This window comes from Vibrio sp. 1151_11 (genome assembly GCF_029478525.1).
Taxonomy (GTDB): domain Bacteria; phylum Pseudomonadota; class Gammaproteobacteria; order Enterobacterales; family Vibrionaceae; genus Vibrio; species Vibrio anguillarum.
This window is the reverse complement of record NZ_SHMN01000002.1, coordinates 19,192-38,102: the sequence shown is the minus strand read 5'-3', so window position 1 is coordinate 38,102 and position 18,911 is coordinate 19,192. Positions and strand designations below refer to the sequence as shown.

General features: G+C 44.8%; 15 protein-coding genes. 6 read left to right on the top strand and 9 right to left on the bottom strand.

Annotated elements, in window-relative coordinates:
• Window positions 1-47: 47 nt before the first annotated feature.
• The 4 genes from dnaX to EXZ60_RS02020 form a co-directional block, all read right to left on the bottom strand.
• Entirely contained in the window at window positions 48-2,192 is a 2,145-nt protein-coding gene (gene dnaX / locus EXZ60_RS02035; RefSeq protein ID WP_277435206.1) for a DNA polymerase III subunit gamma/tau, read from the bottom strand.
• Window positions 2,193-2,213: 21 nt separating this feature from the next.
• A complete protein-coding gene (gene apt, locus EXZ60_RS02030) occupies window positions 2,214-2,759 on the bottom strand; it encodes an adenine phosphoribosyltransferase (protein ID WP_013857239.1) in 546 nt (181 codons plus the stop codon).
• A gap of 157 nt (window positions 2,760-2,916) precedes the next feature.
• Window positions 2,917-3,282 (bottom strand): YbaN family protein, encoded by a 366-nt coding sequence (locus EXZ60_RS02025; RefSeq protein ID WP_017044101.1) that lies wholly within the window; start codon window positions 3,280-3,282, stop codon window positions 2,917-2,919.
• 332 nt (window positions 3,283-3,614) lie between these two features.
• Window positions 3,615-4,733 carry a response regulator gene (locus EXZ60_RS02020; protein ID WP_019283100.1) on the bottom strand — a complete coding sequence of 373 codons (1,119 nt, stop codon included), beginning with the start codon at window positions 4,731-4,733 and terminating at the stop codon, window positions 3,615-3,617.
• A 256-nt stretch (window positions 4,734-4,989) separates the two neighbouring features.
• Between EXZ60_RS02020 and EXZ60_RS02015 the strand changes: the two genes are divergently transcribed.
• Window positions 4,990-5,865 (top strand): LysR family transcriptional regulator, encoded by an 876-nt coding sequence (locus EXZ60_RS02015; protein WP_026027659.1) that lies wholly within the window; start codon window positions 4,990-4,992, stop codon window positions 5,863-5,865.
• 61 nt (window positions 5,866-5,926) lie between these two features.
• On the opposite strand, the gene EXZ60_RS02010 is transcribed toward EXZ60_RS02015, so the two are convergent.
• The 3 genes from EXZ60_RS02010 to fadI all read right to left on the bottom strand — a co-directional run bounded on the left by EXZ60_RS02010 (window position 5,927) and on the right by fadI (window position 10,057).
• On the bottom strand, window positions 5,927-6,475 hold the full coding sequence (locus tag EXZ60_RS02010; protein ID WP_013857243.1) for an NAD(P)H nitroreductase: 549 nt from the start codon (window positions 6,473-6,475) through the stop codon (window positions 5,927-5,929).
• A 151-nt stretch (window positions 6,476-6,626) separates the two neighbouring features.
• Complete coding sequence (gene fadJ, locus EXZ60_RS02005) at window positions 6,627-8,750, bottom strand: fatty acid oxidation complex subunit alpha FadJ (protein ID WP_017044103.1); 2,124 nt, start codon at window positions 8,748-8,750, stop codon at window positions 6,627-6,629.
• Window positions 8,750-10,057 (bottom strand): acetyl-CoA C-acyltransferase FadI, encoded by a 1,308-nt coding sequence (gene fadI, locus EXZ60_RS02000; protein ID WP_017044104.1) that lies wholly within the window; start codon window positions 10,055-10,057, stop codon window positions 8,750-8,752. Before fadI ends, fadJ begins: the two co-directional genes overlap by 1 nt.
• Before the next feature lie 690 nt (window positions 10,058-10,747).
• Between fadI and EXZ60_RS01995 the strand changes: the two genes are divergently transcribed.
• The 5 genes from EXZ60_RS01995 to cobO all read left to right on the top strand — a co-directional run bounded on the left by EXZ60_RS01995 (window position 10,748) and on the right by cobO (window position 15,854).
• Entirely contained in the window at window positions 10,748-11,296 is a 549-nt protein-coding gene (locus EXZ60_RS01995; protein ID WP_088717986.1) for a sigma-70 family RNA polymerase sigma factor, read from the top strand.
• Entirely contained in the window at window positions 11,289-12,014 is a 726-nt protein-coding gene (locus EXZ60_RS01990; RefSeq protein ID WP_017044335.1) for a DUF3379 domain-containing protein, read from the top strand. Before EXZ60_RS01995 ends, EXZ60_RS01990 begins: the two co-directional genes overlap by 8 nt.
• A 245-nt stretch (window positions 12,015-12,259) precedes the next feature.
• On the top strand, window positions 12,260-13,543 hold the full coding sequence (locus EXZ60_RS01985) for an outer membrane protein transport protein (RefSeq protein WP_026027727.1): 1,284 nt from the start codon (window positions 12,260-12,262) through the stop codon (window positions 13,541-13,543).
• Window positions 13,544-13,844: 301 nt separating this feature from the next.
• The gene (locus EXZ60_RS01980) at window positions 13,845-15,119 is read left to right on the top strand and encodes an outer membrane protein transport protein (RefSeq protein ID WP_026028225.1); all 1,275 of its coding nucleotides are present in this window, start codon (window positions 13,845-13,847) and stop codon (window positions 15,117-15,119) included.
• A 129-nt stretch (window positions 15,120-15,248) separates the two neighbouring features.
• Window positions 15,249-15,854: a cob(I)yrinic acid a,c-diamide adenosyltransferase gene (cobO, locus tag EXZ60_RS01975; protein ID WP_026028813.1), complete on the top strand. Its 606-nt coding sequence runs from the start codon at window positions 15,249-15,251 to the stop codon at window positions 15,852-15,854.
• A 61-nt stretch (window positions 15,855-15,915) separates the two neighbouring features.
• Here cobO and EXZ60_RS01970 read toward each other — a convergent pair whose 3' ends face one another.
• Together EXZ60_RS01970 and udk are read right to left on the bottom strand one after the other, a co-directional pair.
• Window positions 15,916-18,042, bottom strand: a complete 2,127-nt coding sequence (locus EXZ60_RS01970) for an AsmA family protein (protein ID WP_277435205.1) — start codon at window positions 18,040-18,042, stop codon at window positions 15,916-15,918.
• An 81-nt stretch (window positions 18,043-18,123) separates the two neighbouring features.
• The gene (udk, locus tag EXZ60_RS01965; protein WP_010320672.1) at window positions 18,124-18,765 is read right to left on the bottom strand and encodes a uridine kinase; all 642 of its coding nucleotides are present in this window, start codon (window positions 18,763-18,765) and stop codon (window positions 18,124-18,126) included.
• Between the last annotated feature and the right edge of the window lie 146 nt (window positions 18,766-18,911).

Genomic DNA, 18,911 nt, shown 5'->3' with positions numbered 1-18,911 from the left:
AGGTGGGGTCATAACATATAGATTCAACCCCACACTCGCTTAATTGATTAAATCGGCCGCACACTGTCACGATCAAGTTCCGCATCAAAACGTCGCTTGAAGAACATTACGTGAGAGTCGGCCTCCAAGCTGTTCAATGCTTGCTCTAATTTGAGTTGGTAAAGACGCTCTCTAAGCTCCAATGGAGTCTCACCTTGCTCACCAATTGTCACGCTAAGGTGGCACTCTTCAGCTAATGTCTCATTGAGCGCTTCTAACAACTCGCTTTGTGCTTTATCGGTATTAAGATGGGCCTGACTTGGCCGCAGCACTAGCTCGATTGATGAGCCCGATTTGTGGTAGACAGAATTAAGTGCTAATTGTTCCACTAACTTGGCAATATCGAGCTGGTGGATCAGAGCTGCCCACTCATCTTGTTCTATCGATTCTGCAAGTAACTTTTCTGCCATCTCTGGCGTTTTAATATGTTCTAGCGCTTGCTTAATTTGTGTCGGTGTCAGCTCTGTTTTTTGTTGCTCAACCACCACAGGTTGCAGCGTTGGACGCCACTGATAAGGCTCGTTGTCCAAGGTTGGGGCAGCTTCAGGAGCGGATGTTGACAAAGGCGACACTCGAGCTGATTTTCCATGCGAGGCAACACGCTCAAGCACAGATTCAGATTTAGTCGATGCCGCATTAGGCTTTTTTGTCCCGTTGCTCTTTGTTTCATTCACTCCTTTTGCTGGCTGAGCAACCCCTTGGCGCTGTGAACGCAACTGGTGTCGCAGCCCTGCAATCGGTGAGGGACGTGGAGCTGAAGAAGGTGCCGGTGGTTGAGGAACTGGTGCAGGCTCATACGATTCTGGGGCATATTCCATTGCACTGGACATGTCATCATTCATATCCGCATAACGGTTATCGTAATCTTGAACGATGCCATAATCAGGCTGAGTATCCTCATGCCTTTGTGGCTCATTAACCTGACTGTCCGATACGGGAGCCGCCGACGTTTGCTTAGGTTCAGTTAGAGGCGTTGCCGCTGATGCGGGTTGTAGTGAAGGAGTGCCGTGGCTTGGCACTGCGACATCTGAACTCACTTCAGTGCTGAACGTATTCACCAACGATACCGAAGCAGGACGAAACGCCATCATACGTAGCACAATCATTTCCAGCCCCGTTCGAGCGGTTGGCGAGAGTGCTAAATCTTCACGTCCTTTTAAAGCAATTTGATAATAGAGCTGCACATCTTGTGGGCTCAGTGCTTTGCTAAGCAGTTGCACTTTCTCTGAGTCAGGTTGGGTTTTGTCCAGTGTTGCTGGCAACGCTTGATACATCGCAATACGGTGTAACTGCGCCGAGAGTTGTTGTAGTAATCCATCCCAATCCACACCATTTTGTGCTAAATGTGCAACGCTATCCATCGCCGTTTGAGGCTGTTTACTGCTAATGGCTTGCAGTAAATGGAGTGCTTGATCTGTGTCTAGCGTGCCAAGCATTGGGGCGACTACATCGGCCATCACCTGGTTATTACCTAGTGCAATCGCTTGATCAGTTAAGCTAAGTGCATCACGCATACTGCCATCGGCAGCATGAGCGATCATTCTTAATGCTCTCGCTTCACAAGGGATCTGCTCTGCCGCTAAAACATGCTCAAGCTGATCGTGGATATTTTCAACACTGATCGGCTTAAGATGAAACTGTAAGCAGCGCGATAAAATCGTAACCGGCAGCTTTTGCGGATCTGTCGTAGCGAGCAAGAATTTCACATACTCAGGCGGCTCTTCCAACGTTTTAAGCAAAGCGTTAAAACTGTGGCGCGACAGCATGTGTACTTCATCGATTAAGTACACCTTGAAGCGACCGCGAGCAGGCTTGTATTGCACGTTATCAAGTAATTCGCGCGTATCTTCGACTTTGGTTCGTGATGCCGCATCTATTTCTAAAAGATCAACAAAACGGCCTTGGTCAATCTCTCGGCAAGTATCACATTGGCCACAAGGTGTGGCCGTAATACCTGTTTCACAGTTTAACCCCTTGGCAAACAAGCGACCAATCGTCGTCTTGCCTACACCACGTGTACCGCTGAATAAATACGCATGGTGCAATCTATTTTGGGCCAACGCATTTTCTAGTGCAGTTAAGACATGTGCTTGTCCCACCACCTCATTAAATTTTGTTGGTCGCCATTTTCGCGCTAAGGCAAGATAACTCATGAGTACGTCCAGTTGATTAGCTTAGTGACCTTCAAATTCACAAATACTATAAACGTTCAGGCCCAAACCTTGTAAACGTTTGTCTCCGCCAATTTCAGGCAGGTTGATGACAAAAGCCGCGTGCTCAACTTCACCACCAAGCTGGCGGATCAATTTAGTCGTCGCTTCAATCGTACCACCCGTTGCCAGTAGATCATCCACCACCAGCACTTTATCACCTTGTTTGATCGCATCAACGTGAATTTCTAATGTGTCAGTACCGTATTCCAATTCGTAAGATTGGGCTAACGTTTCGCGTGGTAACTTACCCGGCTTACGTACAGGTACAAACCCCAAACCAAGCTCTAAAGCCAATGGCGCACCAAATAGGAAACCACGCGCTTCAGTACCCACAACTTTGGTAAAGCCCATGTCTTTATATTTTTCGACTAATAAAGCAATGGTTGCTTGATAGGCTTTTGCATCCTCTAGCAGGCTAGTTACATCACGAAACAAAATGCCAGGTTTTGGGTAGTTAGGGATGCTTTGAATGCTCGATTTGATCAAAGAGATAGTTTCGGTTGTCATAACTTACATTTACTTAGATTGGCTCTTCATTTCTCACGATACATTTACGTATCAGAATGATAGAGCGTGAGCTCTCAGCAACATAGATAAGCCACAATATCTTAGCCGCTGAAAAAACAAACGCCCATTCGAAGAATGGGCACACTTCCCCATAATGCTAGTGATTTTCTTGTTGGTTAGCAACCTGCTCATGAGTGGGAAGTCGAATAAACCAAGTGATCAGGACCACAAGCATAGTAAACAACATAATTTTGAGCCAAAAGTGCGGGACAACCCAGATGGAAAAAATAAAGCTTAGAATAATCCACAAACATCCCCGTTGTTTCACTTGCCGCGAAACGGCACCATGTTGCTGCCAATTATCCAGTATTGGGCCTAGCGTCTGATGTTGATGCAACCAAGCATGAAAACGAGGGCTACTTCGTAAGAAGCAAGCGCTAGCAAGGAGTATGAAAGGTGTTGTGGGGAGCAGCGGTAAGAATATGCCTATCACGCCTAACAGAAGGCAGAGCCCACCAGCCACCGTAAGAAGAAAATGACGAATATTGATGGTGAACTCCCAACGTACTATCCAACTCAGAAAGTTGAATAACCATTAAACACACGGATCCAAGTCAGTATTGCTGGCAATGTAGGGATCGAAAGTACGGCAATAAAGCCTAAAAAATAAAAAATGTTGTAAGGTTCTTTAAAATTCTGCTCTTCCATCATAACTTCTCTAGTGTTGGATGACTCCGTTCGTTTTTGGCACCATAAACAAAGTTAATGCAACGTAAACGAATTGGGTGATTGTTGTTCTAGACGCGAACTATACCTCAAACAAATCACCGCAAACACCGACTAAAGGTAAGGTTATTAACTGCTGCCACCTTGGTAAATATTGAGTTTGAAACTACTCGAACCTAAGCGATTAGTTGATAGCTGACAAGTTGAATTGATCGGTAAATCTTTAGTGATAAAGTTTTTTAAACAGTTCTGCCCAAGGCTAACACCCGCGGCAATATGTTGAGTTAAGTAACCATTTGACCACTGACTGTCGAGCCCAGCAGGCAGAATAGAGAGTGTACCTTCGCTTAAATCCGCAATACCGAATACCGCGTTGATTGGATTAGCACACTCTGAGCATTCAATACCTTTTTCCAGTATGTCGGCAAGGTCTTTCAGATCGGCACTGAAGCTTTTTAAGTTGCGAAGATAATCGTGAAACAGAGCACGAACGAGCAATGCTGAAGCCACACTATTTTCATAATGGGCATCTGAATCGACCAAGTAAAAGGCAAACTGCCCGTTCATCAACCACGCATAGTCAAATACCAGCGGCATCACATCCGCCGATTGTAAAAGACGGTAGCTACACTTCCAACTGCCTTGTGAAGTATCCTTTTCTGGTAATAACGCGTGCAGCAAATCTTTCGCGGTACTGGGGTTTTCTCGTAGATACTCCAGATGCCAATGCAACTCTTGTTCTTCTGGAATATCACCACCATCATCGACCCGGAACCATTGCGTCGAAAAATCGCGCTGATCAGATAAACGACTGAACGTATCTTCGAGCGTACTTTCTATTGCACTGCTTAAATACTGGTGGTTACCAATCGGTTTAGGAAGAAAATCCTTAACACCAAATCGCAGCACTTTTGCAACATCAGCCATTTCATCAGTTGCAGAGACCACAATCAGTGGCAGCGAGGGATACTCAAGGCTCACCTCTTCAACAAACTCAATGCCGTTCAGTACTGGCATTGCTAAGTCACACACAACAAGGTCAGGCTCCGCATCTTTTAACTTGCGCAACCCCTCTAAGCCATTTTCAGCTTCAAGCACTTTATAGCCTTGAGCCGACAAATAACCACTGGTTATTCGCCTAAAAATTGGGTCATCATCAACGAGCATGATCAGTTTTTGCTCGACGTGCTGATTGTCTGAAGGTTTTTTCGCCAAGAACTCACTAGCCTGAATGTGAGATTTATACATAATCCTGCCTCACAATGCTTTTAAAAAGCAGTCATTTTATTGTTATAGGATAAATTGATAGGTTACTTTATAAAGTAGTCGCAAAATAAGATTTATACAAATGTTCCACTTTGTAACTCGGTTGCATACTATATATATGGGCTATGTATGGATTGCACGGAATGTTACTTTCGTCAAACAAGTTGATATGACTCAAGATTTGACAAATGATATACGTATAAATTACTCAAATTCGAAAAATAATGTGTCAGGAACAATGAAATTAGATGACCTAAACCTCTTTCGACTGGTTGTCGAAAATGGAAGCTATACCGCAACTTCTCGTAAAACAATGATCCCCGTTGCGACCATTACCCGACGCATTCAAGCATTGGAAGATTCTCTGAATCTTAGATTGTTGAATCGCCATGCTCGAAAACTTTCGCTGACTGAAGCGGGTGAACGTTTTTTTCAAGAGTGCTCACCGTTGCTGCATCGCTTAGCTGCAACAGCAGAAGAGCTCACCGATGAATGTCGTGGCGCTTCAGGCAAACTAAGAATATCGTCACCATCTAATGTCACGAAACGCATGATGATGCCTATCTTCAATGCCTTCATGATGCAGTACCCAGATATCAACATAGAATTGACCACCAGCAATCAGGCCGATCAACTCGACCCAACCGAATGGGATGTCATTTTTAGAGTTGGACCTCAACGAGACTCCAGTTTGATTGCGCGAAAAATTAATGAAGTGAAAGATGTGTTAGTCGCAAGCCCAGGGTATTTAGCGAAACACCCTGCACCAACTCATGCCGAAGAGCTCAGTAATCATTCATTATTGAAGGGATATCCTCTAGTAAAATGGCAGTTGACCAACAATAAAGGGGAATGCGTGGTCAATTGTGATACTGGTCGTTTTCAGGCCAACGCTTTAAACGTAGTGCGCAGCGCTTGCTCTGAGGGGCTGGGTATCACCTTAATGCCAGATGTAATGATTAAAGAATTTATCGAAGAAGGCAGCTTAGTCAGAGTACTGGAAGACTGGGTTTCCAACCCTCGTGATATTTATATGCTGTATAACCACAAGGATCATCTACCTGAAAAAGTCAGGCTATTTATTGATTTTGTGATTGCCTATCACATCCACTAGATTTTAGGCCCAGCATTGCTGGGCCATGAGTTATCGCAGCGGCAGATAGTCAATAAACTCGCTATAGAAACTCAATAAATTTACTCAAATCACGTTCAGGCACTTTCATTGGCGTGCACCCTGCAGTTCCTAGGTATAAGAAACCAACGATTTGATCATCGCCCTTAGCACCTAATGCTTGCCGAACGTGAGAGTGGAACATCCAGCTTCCCGAACGCCAGAAACCTTGAAAACCTTGGGCTACCGCAGCCATTTGCATCGCTTGTACTGCGCATCCCGCAGAGAGATGCTGTTCAATCGCTGGCACCTTTTCATGCTCCGTAACTTTCGCGATCACTGTGATTACCATGGGTGCTCGAAACGGTGCATTTTTCGCTTTTTCTATCTCTGCATCACTGCCGTTATCCGCTCGCACAGCAGACGCCAAAATACCCGACAACTTTTGCAAACCCGCTCCCTGAGCAATCACGAAACGCCAAGGGGTTAAACCGCCATGATCGGGCGCTCGCAAGCCTGCTCTAATAATATTTTCCAAGACCAGACCTTCAGGTGCAGGCGATGTGAGATTGGCGATTGAACGACGGTTAAGCAGCAACTCTAGTGCATCCATTTCGATTCCTTATTGATGATTTTCCATAATCTTATACCAAACTGAGAATAACTCGCATAAAGAGATGACCTCATTGGCTATAAATGAAAAAAAGCGAGGATATTCCCTCGCCTAATTTAAGCAAACATATGGATGAAAACAGCCGAGATGACTACGGATAAAAACGTGCTTCAACCCCAGCTCGAGTCAGTAGCCCATCACAAGGAGCGAATTTATCGCCATACTTCTCAGCATGTTGATTCATCATTTCCACTAATTTCTTGATACCAATTTGGTCTATGTAACGGAATGGGCCGCCCAAAAACGGCGGGAAACCGATACCGAAAATCGCACCAATATCGCCATCTCGCGCACAACGAATTACGCCCTCATCCAAACAACGTACGGCTTCATTCAGCATAAGTAGCACGCAACGCAGCGCGATCTCCTTATCACTCTGTTTAGCATCTGGCGTGATTTTCAGCAATTTATAGATAGATTTGTCGATTTCTTTTTTCTTACCTTTATAGGTATAGAATCCCTTACCACTTTTACGCCCTTTGCGGTTGTCATTGAGCAGCAAATCAAATACGTCTGGTCCTTGAAAACGTGGGCCGAGTTCTTGCACTAGAATTGGCATGATTTTCGAGCCAACATCAATGCCCACTTCGTCCAATAACGTGATAGGGCCGACTGGGAAACCGAAATCGAGTAAAGCCGTATCTATCTTTTCAATCGACTCACCCGCCATCAGGATCTGCGCTGCTTCATTCATGTAAGGTGCAAGGATACGGTTAACATAAAAACCAGCGCAATCTTTGACCACAATCGGCGTTTTGCCCTGTTTTTTCGCCAAGGCCACTACTGTGGCTATCGTCTCTTGCGATGTGGTTTGATGAGGGATCACTTCCACCAGAGGCATTTTTTCAACAGGACTGAAATAGTGCAACCCAATCACATTCTCTGGACGCGCCGCCTTCGCTGCAATTTTCTGGATTGGAAGCGAAGAAGTATTCGTCGCAAAAATGGTGCTGGTTTTGGCATTCGCTTCAACATCAGCCACCATTTGCTGCTTAAGCGTGAGATCTTCAAATACCGCTTCAATGACAACATCGATATGCTGATAGCTGGTAAAATCAATCCCGCCAGACAATTGCGCCATTTTTGTTTGCATCTGCGCTTTGGATAAAATGCGACGCTTGCGCTGTTTATCGAATAATTTGTAGTTGTAATTGAGCGCGTTTAATACCCCATCATTCGAAACATCTTTGATTCGTACGGGAACCTTGGCTTTTGCAACGCTAACATGGCTGATCCCTGCCCCCATTAAACCACCGCCCAATACGCCGATACGTTTCACGGTTTGAGGTTTTGCGTCGCTGCCCGTCTCTTTTTTCATTTCTGTGGTGGCAAAGAAAATCGAGCGCAGTGCTTTGGATTCCGAGCTCATCACCAAATCACCAAATCGCTTCGCTTCAAGCTCTAACCCGGCTTTAAAACCACGATCTAAACCGTGGCGGATCACCTCTAAAATCGCGTCTGCAGCTGGGTAATTACCTCGTGTTTTTTGCTTAGTCTTTTTAGCGGCCTGATCAAAAATTAATTTGCGACCAAGCTGCGTATGAGAAATTAATTTCTCTTTGGCTGACGTATTGGCCTGATGACGTTTTTTCCCAGAATTATCGAGCACATACTTCTTGGCCACATCCAGCAAGATAGTCTCTGCTACGCAAGCATCAATAACACCCAGCTGTTTTGCTTTTTTTGCGCGCAGCTGTTTACCCGTCAAAATCAAATCAAGAGAAGGTAACAAACCAATCAAACGCGGCAACCGCTGCGTTCCACCGGAGCCTGGTAGCAAGCCTAATTGCACTTCGGGCAAACCCAAACGCGTGATATCCGCGTCGCTGCACACCCGGTAGTGACAAGCCAGCGCCAGCTCTAAACCACCACCTAAGCATGGGCCATGAATCGCGGCAACCACTGGGAATGGCAAATCCGATAAGGTTTGAAACATCTCCTGACCTTGCTTGGCCAAGGCTTGTGCTTCGCTGGCCGATTGGCAAGCGTTCAGCATACGGACATCCGCTCCAGCAATGAAATTATCTGGCTTAAGCGAGTGAATCACCATCCCCTTTAGGCTGGTTTTTTGAGCCTCCAAGGTCGCAAAAACCTCTTGCATCTCTTGGGCAAACGCCGCTTGTAGCGTATTCATTTTTTCGCCGGGAACATCAATCGCCAGCCACGCAATATTTTGTTCATCAATTGTTAAATGAAAAGCTCTCTCTGTGCTCATTATTCAACCTCCAAAATCATTGCCGCGCCCAAACCACCCGCTGCACAAGCGGTATTCAGCCCTAAACCACCACCACGTCGTTTTAGTTCACGCAGTGTTTGTGTGATCATGCGCGCACCCGTCGCCGCAAAGGGGTGACCATACGCAATAGAACCACCTAGCACATTAAATTTATCCATATCAATTTCGCCAATCGCTTTTGCTCGACCAAGATGTTCCTGTGCAAACTTATCACTGGCGAACATTTTCATATTAGAGAGGGTTTGCGCGGCAAACGCTTCATGCATGTCAATCAATGTGAGATCGGAAAGCTCAATACCTGCACGTTGTAAGGCTAACGGTGTCGCATAAGACGGCCCCATTAACATATCGTGTTCAACACCAATCGCTGAAAAAGCGTAAGAACGGATATAACCCATAATCTCCAAACCAAGCTCTTTAGCACGGCCTTCACGCATTAATAGAATAGCGGCAGCGCCATCGGTTAGTGGTGTGCTGTTGGCGGCCGTCACGCTACCATATTGCCTATCAAACGCTGGACGTAACTTGGCATAACCTTCCAGAGTCGAGTCATGACGAATATTGTTATCTTCAGCGATCCACTTTTTATAGGGCTCTGGGAATGCCGTCATGACTTCGCCTTGGATTTTGCCCTCTTTCCAAGCTTGTGAAGCTAGAGAGTGAGAACGATGTGCCAAAGCATCTTGATCCAGTCGGCTTATGTGATGAGATTTTGCCATCTGCTCAGCCGTTTGCCCCATCGAAAGGCCCGTTGAATATTCAGCGACCGCGGGGGGGACTGGCATTAAATCTTTAAAAGATAATGATTTTAAGATGTTGAGTTTCTGAACAACGGTTTTGGTTTTACTTAAAGCGAGTAAGCTAGCGGCTAATTTTTTAGACACTCCAATCGGCAAAACGGAAGACGAATCGGCACCACCAGCCATACCAATATCAATCGTGCCAGCCATTATGCTTTCAGCCACATTCACCGCCGCCTGAAAACTGGTAGCGCACGCTCGTGTGACGCTGTAGGCATCGGTATGGATGCTCATTCCTGTCCCTAAAACGATCTCACGCGCGATGTTTGGTGCCTCAGGCATTTGCACGACTTGTCCAAAGACGAGTTGTTCGATCAATTTAGGATCGAGTTCCGTTCGCGCAAGCAGTTCACTCACCACCATCTTGCCTAAATCGACTGCAGGAACTTGACTAAATTCGGTACTTTGACGCGCAAAAGGGGTACGCAACCCCGCGACGATAGCCACACGCTCACCAGAGCGCGTTTTGACTTCCTGTTTGCCCATTGTTTCTCCTTAGAATAGAGGTCTGACCTGGCGCATTGTAACGAGGTTGTTAAAACAATCAAACAAGTGTTTAAATAAACGTGATATTCGCATCGAATCGAAGAAAGTAATGTAGGGAGAGGAGATGGATAACCACTTAATCTTTAAATGAATAATGGAGTTATACCCAAACAACTTAGAGTTGCAGGTAGGCGGCAAGTGAGTGAGTCCCCATGAGCATAGGCAAACTATGTGATTGGGGTGAACGAACGTAGCCAACACCGCTGCAGCTTCAAGTAGGAAGGGTATATAAGCAAAAAAAAAAACCACACAATAATGTGTGGTCGGAATATATAAAGCAATTAACTTACGCCAATTGAAATAATCAGTTTCCTGATTAGGAGAAAGTAAAGTCAGCCTTCAAAAGGAAGTGTCATCTTGCTCAACATGTTAGTCGCAATGACTAACGAGATGACAAGGTGTACTATAGCCACTTCGTGCTATGAGATTTTGAAGTAGATCAATTTTATATTGATTTATTCCATACTATGAAATTAAAAAGCCGTCGACGCTTGAATTGATGTTACCGAACAACTTGAACGGATCGAAAGCGAACGGATACGCGAAGCATTCATCGCAAGACGACCATAAAATGGCCTAAACAAAGAAGAAATCACAGAGCAAACGGAGACTCATGTGTCGATAATAACCATGTTTGGAAAGAAAAAGTCCAGCAGCCCGGTCAATAGTAATATTGACAGACAGAGAAAATATGAAACGCTTGTGCGTGCTTATCATCGAGATCTTTTTCGTTATGCCTATTGGCTATGTAAAGATAAAAGCATTGCTGAAGATTTAGTCCAAGAAACCTGCTTGAGGGCTTGGAAATCTCTCGATAGCTTACTCGACGAGAAAGCGGCCAAATCGTGGCTTATAACTATTCTTCGTCGCGAGAACGCGCGCCGCTTTGAGCGCAAGCAGTTTGAGTTGGTCGATATTGATGACTACAGCGGTGACGTAAAAGTCAACGATGATCCTCATCATCAACAAGAGTGGTTGCAGGCACAGATAATGAAGCTGGATATTGAATACCGCGAACCTCTTTTCCTACAAGTCATTGGTGGTTTTAGTGGTGATGAAATTGGCGAGATCCTCGAACTCAATAAGAACACGGTCATGACTCGTCTGTTTCGAGCTCGTAATCAATTAAAAGAACAATTGGATTCATCAGAAGCGTATAAGGGGCAGCAAAATGGATGAATTAGAATTTCGCCGCCGAGTTATGTCCGATCCAAAACAGCATGACCAAGAGATTATCCAAGCGGCATCCACTAGTGATACTAATCGTCAGTTCCTAGAGGACATATTGAGCTTAGATGCAACGATTGCTACTGCAATGAATGTAGACGTGCCTGACGATCTCGCAGACCGTATTCTATTTAGTCAAACCACAATGGCAAGCAATGTCATCCGACCTACTTTTGCCAAGCAAGCGATGACATTGGCTGCATCGATTGCTTTTGTGTTTGGTTTATTGGTTGGCCAAATCAATTGGCGAAATGTGCTCATTCCACCAGCGCAGGCAAGCCTAATGGACACCGCCATCAAACACGTCATTGATGAAGAAGGCTTTGTCAACCAACTGGATGAACAAGTGAATTCAACGCAGATCAACGCCAAAATGCTGCCATTCGCTTATCAGTTAAGCAGTAACTTCCCTTACCACGTTTATTACCTAAACCACTGTGGTTTTGGTAAGGCAAACGCTCTGCACATGGTTTTTCAAGGTGAAAGCGGGAAAGTGACGCTCTTTTTCACAGGCATTGCCAGTGAACAAGCCGTGAACTTTAATGAGCAAGGCATGGCAGGAATCATCGAACCCGTCGGTGATGCTAGCCTGATCCTTGTCGGTGAAAATGGCGAAGATGTCACGAACATCGCTAAAAAACTAATGCCTATGCTAAAACCTTCCCATTAAAACCATTCCTGGCCTGTATATAATGCAGGCCAGGTTCCCTAGACAAAAGTAGAGCTTAAACTCTATAAATAAGCATTTTCCGCCTTTTTCCTGCCAAATAGACATCATTTCTGCAATTTTATCATTCAATTAGACAATGGTCGGATTTCTATCTTCTATACTTGCCTCTAGTATCAGCCACCAATTGAGCATTTGCTCAAAAACAACGTCCATTAGAGGCGATGAAATCAAAAAGGAAAAGCACCATGAACAAGACGCGTCTGTTTAAAAAATCGTTACTTGCCGTAACGGTAGCTCTCGCTTCACAACAAGCACTGGCAGCGGGCTTTCAGCTCAATGCACAATCTGCGACTGGCCTAGGTCGTGCATTTGCTGGTGATGCTGTTATTGCCGATAACGCATCGGTGATGGCTCGTAACCCTGCCGCAATGGCGTTGTTTGATGAAACCTCACTCTCTTTGGGCTTTGAATCCATCACAACGATGATTGATGTAAAAAACACTCAATATACAGGCGTTTTCAAAAACGCTATCGATATCGAAGACACTGATGACGTTGGCGGAACATCCATTGCACCAAACATCCATCTAGTTGTTCCTGTGGACGATAAATTTGCTTGGGGTGTAAACGCTTATACTAACTTTGGTACCAAAACAGAATTTTCTGATAACTACCCTGCGGCAGAGTATGGAGGCTTAACCGATGTTAAAAGTTTTAATTTCGGTTTGGCTGGTTCATACCGTATAAACTCATCATGGAGTATAGGGGCCGGGTTAGATTTAATTTATGGTCAAGGCACCATGAAGCGTACAACAGGCGAGGGATTTCCTGCCAATACAATGATAATTGGAAGTAAGGTTATTCCAGCTAAGGGAACCTCATTAATAAATGTCGACAAAGCTGATGGCTGGGCGGTCGGATTTAATTTGGGTACGGTGTATGAATTAGATGAAAATAATCGATTTGGCTTCGGATACCACTACAGTCCTGAATTCACAGCTAAGGACGATTATGGACAAGAAATTACCCTACCATTGCCTGATATTGCTGAATTCTCTGGTTTTCATAAAATCAAAGAGACACAGTTTGCAGTGCATTATAGTGTCCAATGGATTGGTTGGAGTTCATTCGACAAAATTGATTTTAGAAATTTAGATTCTTCTCGTTCAACAGTAGGTGCTCTAACTAATGGTAGCTATGATAAAGAGTATAAATGGCAAGACGGTTGGCACTATGCGATAGGTGGAACTTACTACCTAAACAGCGATTGGACTTTACGTGCTGGTTATATGTATGACACCAGCGCACAAGATTCTTTAACTTCAGTCTCAGTGCCAGACTCAGATCGCCAATGGCTCTCTGCTGGTTTTACTTACGAAGTTGATGAGCGATCTAATGTAGACTTTGGTTTCACTTACCTACTTGGTAAGGATGTGCAAGTGACTGAGAATTCGGCTGGTACTGTTTTGACGGCAACGACTCACGCAGATGCAATCCTAGTCGGCTTACAATATAGCCGCAGCTTCTAAGCGCAACGTTTATTAGCATAGCGTCAATAAAGGGCTGGTTTTCCAGCCCTTTTTAATGCTTGTAATATCATCTCCTCGCCTAATTCAGCTAACAACTGTACCTTTTGGGTCTTAAACCACACTACAAGTGTTCGCCAAAAATCAGAAACACTTTCATAACAAGCAGAGTATTACGCTTATAATTAAGCCTTTAATGGATTTTAATTTCAAAAACAACAAATTCACTGCTTTATATTTTTAAAGCATTAGCTCTAACCTTAAAATCCCCACACCGAATTCAAATATTTCAGCGAACATTATAATGAAATCAAATAAAACTCTTCTTTCACTTGCAGTGGCATGTGGACTATTCAGCGTATCAAACGCATCTCAAGCCGCCGGTTTCCAATTGGCAGAATACTCTGCAACGGGCCTCGGGCGTGCTTACGCCGGTGAAGCGGCTATGGCTGATAACGCCAGTGCACAATGGCGTAACCCTGCCATGCTGACTTATTTGAAAGGTACGCAAATTTCTGTTGGTGCAATTTACGTTAATCCGAATGTTGATGTGAATGGAAAAATCAACGGCGCATTAGAAGCAAGCTCAAATGACTTCGCAAATGATGCCGTCATCCCCAATTTTTACCTCTCACATCAAGTGAACGATAAAATGGTACTAGGTTTAGCACTCGGTACTAACTATGGCATGGAGACCGAGCTTGACCGTAATTTCAGCGCGAGCCATTTTGGTAATCAAGCGATGGTTAAAACAATGGAAGTCAATGCCAACATCGGCTACCAACTCACTGATGCGGTTACCGTTGGCGGTGGCATTCGTTATGTGATTGGAGAAGGCCATTTCGGTGCGACCTCTCCGGCTCAAACTAAGCCTCTTCCACAAGGTACAACACTAAAGTACATGGAAGGTGAAGATAAAGCTTGGGGTTGGCAAGTGGGTACGGCATGGCAGATCAATGATAGCAATCGCATTGGCTTTACTTATAAATCCGAAGTTGACCTAAAGCTTACTGGCACAGCGAATATATTTTCGAAAGAATCGGGCAAGGTAGTGAATGATACAGGTTCAATGATGCTCACTATGCCTGCCACCGCTGAACTGGCTAGCTACCACCAACTAAGTGAACAGCTGGCACTACATGCCAGTATTAACTGGACCGATTGGAGCAGTTTCGAAAAGCTTGAAGCGGATTTAAACACTCTTGGCTCGGTGATGGTTAAAGAAGAAAACTGGGAAGACAATTACCGTTTTGCTCTGGGTGCTACTTACCAAGTCGATGCAAAATTAGCACTGCGTACAGGCATTGCTTACGATATGGCGGCAGTTAACGATAAAAACCGTACCATTACCATCCCTGAAACTGATCGAACTTGGTTAAGCGTTGGTGCGGAGTATGCCTTCACGGAACAATTCACCGTAGACACTGGCTTTACTTACATTTTTGCCAAAGATGCCAACATTGTGGAATCTCGTGGTTATGCTTCAGATGATGCAGCGCAAGCCGTTGGAGGCCAATTTTCTGGTACAACGACGGGTAATGTTTGGCTTATCGGCGCACAAGCCAATTACCGCTTCTAAACTCATTAGAAACACTCCAGAAGGCCAGAGCACTGCTCTGGCTTTTTTATTCCTTGTAATTTCGATGGTTTTTGCTGCCGAGTAGTTGAGCTATGATAGCGACAACGCTATTAATGAACAGGATTGAGCATGTCGACTGAAGAAATTAAAAATGAACGCCATAAAGCGAGACAACAGAAAGTAAAAGAGCAAGTCGATGCACGAATTGCCGCGGCCCAGCAAGAGAAAGGGTTGTTATTGATCATTACTGGAAATGGCAAAGGGAAATCTACTTCAGGTTTTGGCACCATTGCGCGCGCTGTTGGCCACGGTTTGAAATGTTCGGTAGCCCAGTTCATTAAAGGAACCTGGGAAAACGGTGAACGTAATCTGCTTGAAAAACTGGGCGTCGAATTTCAAGTCATGGCGACGGGCTTTACTTGGGAAACACAAAACAAAGAAGCCGATACCGCAGCGGCGCAAGGGGTTTGGCAAGAGTGCAAACGCATGCTTAAAGATGAGTCGATTGATGTGGTGTTGTTTGATGAGCTGACCTACATGGTGAGCTATGGCTATATCGAATTAGACGAAGTGATTGAAGCCTTAACAACACGGCCAACAATGCAGTCGGTGGTGATCACGGGTCGAGGAGCACACCGCAGCTTGATTGAAATCGCCGATACGGTGTCGGAAGTCAAAAATGTGAAACACGCCTTTGAGTCGGGCATCAAAGCACGAAAAGGCATCGACTGGTGATAAAAAAGCCTCCTCTAAATTGAGGAGGCTTGATCAATCATAATGAAATCAACCCAGTAAATTACTTAAAAAGACTTTTTAATAAGCCATCAACCGCTTTCTTGGTTTTCTCGTCTTTTATCTCAACGCCGAGCTTTTCCAAGCCACGGTCAATCTCTTTTTCCGCTTTTTGTCTTAGCACATCATCAAAAACCAATTTGAATTGAGGATCGCTCCATTGACCTGAGATGTTGATAGGAATCGTGACGTCTCGCAGCTCATCGATGTCTTTGCCACCTTGCCCCTCTAGCGTTCCCACCACAGAAGTGCTCACCAAGAAATCAACCGTTTGTTGCAGATAATTCGCTTTACCCTCACCACGAATACGCAACAGTGGTGATTGCATGGCGAGGTTATTGGTGGTGACTTCCCCTTTGTTCAATTTCAGCGTAGCGGTCATGGCGCTAAAATCGGTTTTCTTCACTGGGTCGTCATCAACTTTGTTACCTTTAATTTTGGCGTAATTGCTACGGATAAGGTGAGCGACATTAATACCGTTGACTGCACCATCGGCAAAGTTGATGTTCACGGTTCCGACAAGGTTTTGTTGAATGCCCGTTGGCGTCAAACTGCGACCTTTTACATCCACATCGATGTTACCCGTGCCTTGTAACATCTCATTATTGAGTACATCTTTTAATAGCGGCAGCACCTGTACTCCCTTAACGCTTTTTTTAGCGCTATAAGTGGCAGGTACTTTGGTTGCATCCAGTTGAGCGGTCGCCTGAATAGTACCTTGGTAAAGGTTGGCACTGAATGAGGTTAAATTCACGATGCCACGATCGACGCTAAAGCTGGTTTGCACATTCTGTAATCGAGCATTATTAGCTTTGAACTTGTCTATGGTGACCTTGCCTTGCACATCCAACGTTTTTAATGCACTGAGATCCGGTTCCACTTCAGCGCTCACCGTAGCAGGCGCTGCTGACGTTGAGCCTGACGATGCCTTACTTTCACTCACGGCACTGCTTGCCGTTGCTGGATTCGCAAGCCCTAAAAATTCATCCAAATCGATATTTGGGCTATGCATATTGAAGCGGATTTTAGGGAACTCAGCCAACGTCACTTTGACATCACCATCAAATTCTAATGCATTTGCGGTTAATTTACTGAGTAAGACATCCAGTTGGTTTTTAGAGAGATCAAAACGAATGTTCGAAGTTAAACCGATCTGCATTGGGCTTTGTGGCAAACTGGTTCCTTCTAGATTGGTATCCAGCACCAGCGTATCAATCTTCACCAAGCTCATGGCTTTATCGAGAGTCAGTTGCGCACTCCCCTTCGCATCAAGTTTTAAATCCGCTACCTTTCCTTTCACGCTGAATGACAGCGCATTCTTCTTATCAAACTCGAACGTGGCTAATTCAATCTTCGCAGAATCAATCTGGTTTGATGGGTCACTAAAGCTCGCATCAAGCACAACGTTCTTCAGCGCATAATCCTTGAAACCAGCGGTTAATTTGAATTTAGCTCGCCCTTCTGCGGCAAAGTTTTGTTGGTTATTTTTACCTTTGGCGGCAAAAGTTGCTGACGTCCATTTATCCACCGCAAACTCTGAAAGATTGACCGCCACGTCATACAGCTTGGTATGTGTACCGGCTTTGCGGTCTTGTATTTCCAGTAATGCGTTTTCGACGCTAACGCCCGCTAAGTTAATCGTCCACTCTTGAACAGGGTTGCTCGCATTGACGCTGCTTGTCTCTTCTTGTGCTGGTTTTGTTTCGTTTACGGCGGAAGAGGCGGCTGGTTGAGGCGCGGCTTGAGTTAAGCTATCTAAGTTTGAACGGCCATCTTTAAGAGTTTCAAGATGGAACTCAGCACCATTTAGGCGGATGTTGCCAATTTCCAGTTGCTTATCCAGCAATGGCATCACCGAAATTTCAATACCAACTTGATCGACTTTAAACAGGTTTGGAGCGCTGAAACCTTGTGGATTTCTGAGTTCAGTTTTGCCCAACTCAAAGCCAAGCGAAGGGAAGAAACTCCAACTGATATCTCCTTCAATGACTAAGTCCAACCCCGTTTTCTGTTTGGCTTGTTCTACAATCAAGGGCTTAAATTGGTTAGGATTGACCAACAGGACAAGTGCGAGCGCGGCAGCGATTAACGCACCGATAATAATGGCAATGAAAAGAAACAGTTTTTTCATCAGCTTTTTCCTTGCTTAATTAGAAAAAGAAAGTGGCACCTAAAGTGCCACTTGTCTGCTTAAAAATAAAGACCACAAAAGTTAAGATTTCAACAATTTCGCGATGTGGGCTTTTAATACATCAATGGCGATACGGTTTTTACCGCCACGAGGAACGATAATGTCCGCGTACTGTTTTGACGGTTCGATAAACTGCATAAACATAGGGCGAACCGTTTTTTGGTATTGCTTCAATACCGAATCCATGGTGCGGCCGCGCTCTTCTACATCACGCTTCACTCGGCGTAATAAACAGATATCCAGCGGAGTGTCCATAAATACGGTCGCATGCATTAAGTCACGTAAACGTGGGTCTGTCAGCAGTAAAATACCTTCTAAAATAATCACTTTCTTGGGTGTTAATAGCGTTGTATTCGCGGTGCGAGTATGCTCAGTGTAGCTGTACTCTGGCACTTCAACCGCTTCGCCACGGGTTAATTGTTCTAAATGTTGGCAAAGTAGATCATGGTCAAGTGCATTCGGGTGGTCGTAGTTTGTCTTAACGCGCTCTTCCATACTGAGATGGCTTTGGTCGTTGTAATAGCAATCTTCCGTAATCACACCAATTTGGTGGTCGCCTACTTTGGCACGAAGTTCGTTATAAATCGTGCTTGCAATCAGGCTTTTTCCAGAAGCTGAAGCGCCAGCAATACCTACGATGACGCATTGATTATTCTCAGACATTATTTTTGCACCCGGTGATGGTTTGGTGATGAAAATAGATAAACTGGCCGATTATAGGGACTTCAACCCCCTGATACCAGTCTCGATTTGGACTTTGGAAGAGGTTTGAATAACAAACTACCAAGCAAACGTTTTCGTCGCATTTC